Genomic DNA, 4,164 nt, shown 5'->3' on the forward strand with positions numbered 1-4,164 from the left:
GGCTCTGTTAGACCAGAATTGACATTTAGCACTTTTTCGAGCTAGGACGATAATGCCCGGGAGCAATTCGATTTGTTCCCGGGCATTAGTCTATTTCGGTGGTTTGAATGCGGTCAAAACTGACAAAGCACGCTCGTCTGAATTACAGATATCAATGTTAACCAGTTGGCTAACCTCTTCAAGAAGCGCCGCCTCCTTCTTTCGGGTTTCCGCTAGTTCTTCCATTCTTTCTTGAATAACCTGAATCGATTTTAGATTGGGAACCGGCAGTTTCAGCTCGCTAAGAACGTCCCAAGAAATTCGCGTCCTTCCAATACCTGTAGAAAGCAATATCAAATCTGAGCGGGCGGTATCAGATCTGATTAGCGACCATAGCGTATAAACAGTCAACGGGTCTTTTGGCTGAATAACGGTATATTCAGAAGATACGTATAAACCGGCTGTTTTCGAATCAACAACGGCAACAGCGCCATTAACAGCGTTGATGTTACTTAGAACGACGTCGTCCTTTTTTAACTTAAAAAGCGACTCATAGCTAACATCCTCAGCGTAAGATTCATCACCCGCAGCAATCGTTCCGTCATACTTAACCACTGCAAAGGTAACTTTCTTTCTCTTGTTATCCCCTCTGGTACAGAAGAGGTCACCCACTCGGTCTTCACAGGCAGCACCGGAAGCCCAAATGGGTTCAGCGATGTCTTTGGCGGCGCGGACCTTAAAACCCCGTTCGCTCCATTTTTCAACGTTTCTGCCCGCAACGAGAAGAGTCGCCTTAACATCCATTCGGTTTTCTATGCGTTTTGGATCAACTGAATAAAGTCGAGCAATTTCAGGATCGCCGTCTAAAAATGCTTTATATCCATCAACGATATCAGTGATTTCCTCTTTCGCCTTTTGTGCTGTAATTGCATCAGACGGAAGAACTCGCTCCCTGTTGGGGCTATCTAGCCCCACATACGAACAATACCGCATATAAATTCGAGGCTGTTCTTGGGCAGCATCGATCTTCTTTTGCAAGAAGAGCAGTGATGTCTTGACTCTTGCCTGAGAGCGCTGGAATGCGTCACCGGGAAGCGATATTACCGCCTTGACGATGAAATGACTTCTAATCCAATCCCTAACGTAAGAAGTGTCTTCACCTCCAAGTATTCCATCATCTAGCACGGTTATTAAAGAACCGCCAGGTTTTAGAATGTCGTAGTAACGCTCAATAAATAGAACGCTTGAACGTACGGTCCCGCGCAAGCTCGAGATTCCATTCCCATCTGGACGATGAGCGATGGAGTAATCTTTGAGAAGGGCTAAATCAGACGGTTCGGAGCATTTATACTCCGCAGCAAACGGTGGATTGGTTAGCGCCAAATCGAAATAGCCGTTACGCCCGGAAATTGCATCTCGAAACTCCTTTTTCTCGCTTCTAAGTTCGAGCGAATCCGCGTCTTCTTCTACGGTGATATTCTTATCTAGGGAATCTAACTGGAAGATTTTGCTCCCACCGTCTCCATGAAGGAACATATTCATACGAGCAATGCGTGCTAAAGCTGGATCCCTAGCTACATCGATGCCCCATATGCAATTTTCAGCAATGTTTTTCTTGATCTCCTGCTTCTCTTTCATAGAAAGAGAAGCATTGGAATCGACTTTTTCCCACATGCCATTTAGGGCTCCGATAAGGAACCCACCAGAGCCGCAACATGCATCTATTATTTGTGAGCAATCAGAGATGCTTCTACCGACATGCAGGTCTGAGAGGCCAACAGCGATATCAACAATACTCCTCGGCGTAAAATACTGCCCGAGTGATTTGCCTCTTAAAGTTGCGTTCAGAAACGTTTCGAACATGCGGCCATTGAGGTCGTCTTCGATGAGATGGAGATCGACTTCTTCAAATCGCTTAACAAGTTCTTTGATTGTTCCGGCGGACAACCGTATCTTCTCGTTAGGTTCAAAAATGCGCTTCTTCTTTTTTTGAGCGATCAGATCCTCGAAGTTCTTTACCAGTTTAGCGAAGAGGATCGTGTTGACGGGATTCGGAGTCGTTTCCTCGGCCTTTTTTATCCATTGTGATGAAAATTTAGCTCGTGAAACAGGTACAGAGTAGCCTTCATCCGTTTCGTATCCTTCGCTACATTCATGCGCTTCTTTATCGGAGGTCATTTTTAGGAAAATCACCTTCACAAATTCAGTGAAAGCGGCTCCATAGCTGAGATGTTCGTGCTTATAGATATAGGAATGCGCACTTCCGAATAGTTTATTTACCGCGGAAGGTCCGATTTGCTTCAGTACGATGCGTTCTTCCTCTGTTTCGCTCGAGAGCCCAGCAGGATGAGTCGCGTTAAAAGACTGCGGTGACAGGTATTCTGCAAAGGCGTCGAAGGCTTTGGAGCCTTTATTCATATCAGATAGAGATAATGTGAGAACGGGATTTCGACTATCCCATCTGTACAGCATAGTTTTCAAGCCGTTCGTTATAACGAAGTATTGGACTGGATTGTCCTTATAGCCTTGGTTGATTAGAAGGCAATAGCTAGAGCACTGTCCGACCCAATCATCTAGGTTTTCCTTTGTTGATTTGGCATCAATGACAAAACGCACCTTTCTTCTATACGAAAGAGCGTAATCGGGTTTATAAGGTATCTTCTTTCGGCCCAAGTTTATGCTGAGTTCCGAAATGCTTTCCTTTGTTTTAATTTGACTGTCTGACCAGCCCAAGCGCTTGAGAAGCCTATCTACAAAAAACTGCTCAACAGATGCTTCATTTCCCAAATCTTCTTTTCTGCAGATTGCTTTTTTCGCCTTATTATTCATTAGGTTTATTTACCTTCATCTCGAACGGCATGCCGCCCTCGCGGATCACCGCGCGGAGGAACATATTCATCGCTGTGGACATGGAGAGACCAAGTTCGTCGAGGATGGCGGTCGCTTCCCTCTTTACCTCCGGCTCGATCCTGATGGTGGTTGCTGGTATGTTCGACGGCATGGCGGCTCCTATCTCTCGTGTATACCACGGTGCCACCATTTTAACGGACTATGCCGCCCTCGTGACCCAGTAGTCCATATAGGGCGGCAGGACGTTGAACATGTCACGGATGCGGGTAGCGCAGGTGCCGTTGGCGAGCTGACGTGCGACCGTGGACTCAGCCGTCCGGGAGTCGGTCGCCATGAAGGTGCGGCACCAGCGGAACCAGTCGAGGTAGGCGCGCAAGTGCTTGGTGGACACTCCCTTGAAGCGCGCCATGAACGAGTCGAGGAGCGAATGGACGGTGTTGATGCGGTTGATGGTGCCCTCCGAGCGGTCCTTGGAGTCATAGGACTCATGCGAGGCGACCTTCAGGTCGCACAGTACATCGATGTATGCGGTCGCCTTGTCCGTGGCAACGACCGCGCCCGCGCCGATACGGTCGCGAAGGGCTTCCGCCGCACGCTTGCGCGAGACCACGCCGCGCCCCGAGACCTCAAAGAAGGTGGCGTTCGTGTCGCTGATGCCTGTCATGACGCAGATCTGCTCGCGGGAGAGGCCGCGCTTGTGGACTTGTTTGCCGCGGTGGCGAGCCTTTCTCGGCAGGGTGAAGGAGCCCTTTGAATGGTTACCCTTGAAGGACTCGGGGAAGTATGTCTCGTCGAGTTCGCAGGCCTGCCCCTGCCCCACATGGAACGTGGGCGAATATTCCTTCAGGCACTCGATGAGCCTGTGGCGCATGGTATAGGCGGTCTTGAGGCAGACACCGCAACGATCAGCGCACTCGCGGAGGGGGAGCATGAGGACGAAGCATTCGGCATAGGCCATCCAGGTTTCGCGGGGCAGCTTGCTCGTGCCGAGTATCCGGTCGGTGGAGCCTGAAAACGTCCTGCCGCAGTCGCGGCAGAGGTAGCGCTGTTCACCGTTCCTGGACTTGCCCTTTTTAACGATAGCGACCGAACCGCAACGTGGGCAACGCTGGATTTCGTAGCCAGTTCCCGCTGCATCGTCGAACATGGCGGCACGGATGACGTCGCGTACCGACTCGATTGCGCGACGGCGCTCGGACTTGCTTAACTTCGCCATATTCTTCTTGAGGGTGATGACCAGATCCTCGGCGTTCATATCTGCTCCAATGCCGTGGTTAACAATTCCATTATACCACGGTGGCATCACCTATATGTCAATTATGGTCTAACAGAGCC

Annotated in this window: 3 protein-coding genes; all 3 read right to left on the minus strand. The window is 49.7% G+C overall.

Annotated features, from left to right (window positions below; all coding sequences use genetic code 11):
• Positions 1-90: 90 nt before the first annotated feature.
• Genes AAAX31_RS09985 through AAAX31_RS09995 form a run of 3 tightly spaced genes read right to left on the minus strand, consistent with a single transcriptional unit; the run spans position 91 to position 4,084 of the window.
• On the minus strand, positions 91-2,808 hold the full coding sequence (locus AAAX31_RS09985) for an N-6 DNA methylase (RefSeq protein ID WP_349077104.1): 2,718 nt from the start codon (positions 2,806-2,808) through the stop codon (positions 91-93).
• Positions 2,801-2,980: a type II toxin-antitoxin system RelB/DinJ family antitoxin gene (locus tag AAAX31_RS09990; protein ID WP_117638271.1), complete on the minus strand. Its 180-nt coding sequence runs from the start codon at positions 2,978-2,980 to the stop codon at positions 2,801-2,803. The genes AAAX31_RS09985 and AAAX31_RS09990 overlap by 8 nt, the downstream gene beginning before the upstream one ends.
• A 48-nt stretch (positions 2,981-3,028) precedes the next feature.
• Complete coding sequence (locus AAAX31_RS09995; RefSeq protein WP_349077105.1) at positions 3,029-4,084, minus strand: IS1595 family transposase; 1,056 nt, start codon at positions 4,082-4,084, stop codon at positions 3,029-3,031.
• Positions 4,085-4,164: the final 80 nt, after the last annotated feature.

It is taken from the genome of Collinsella sp. CLA-ER-H5, assembly GCF_040092375.1.
Lineage (GTDB): Bacteria > Actinomycetota > Coriobacteriia > Coriobacteriales > Coriobacteriaceae > Collinsella.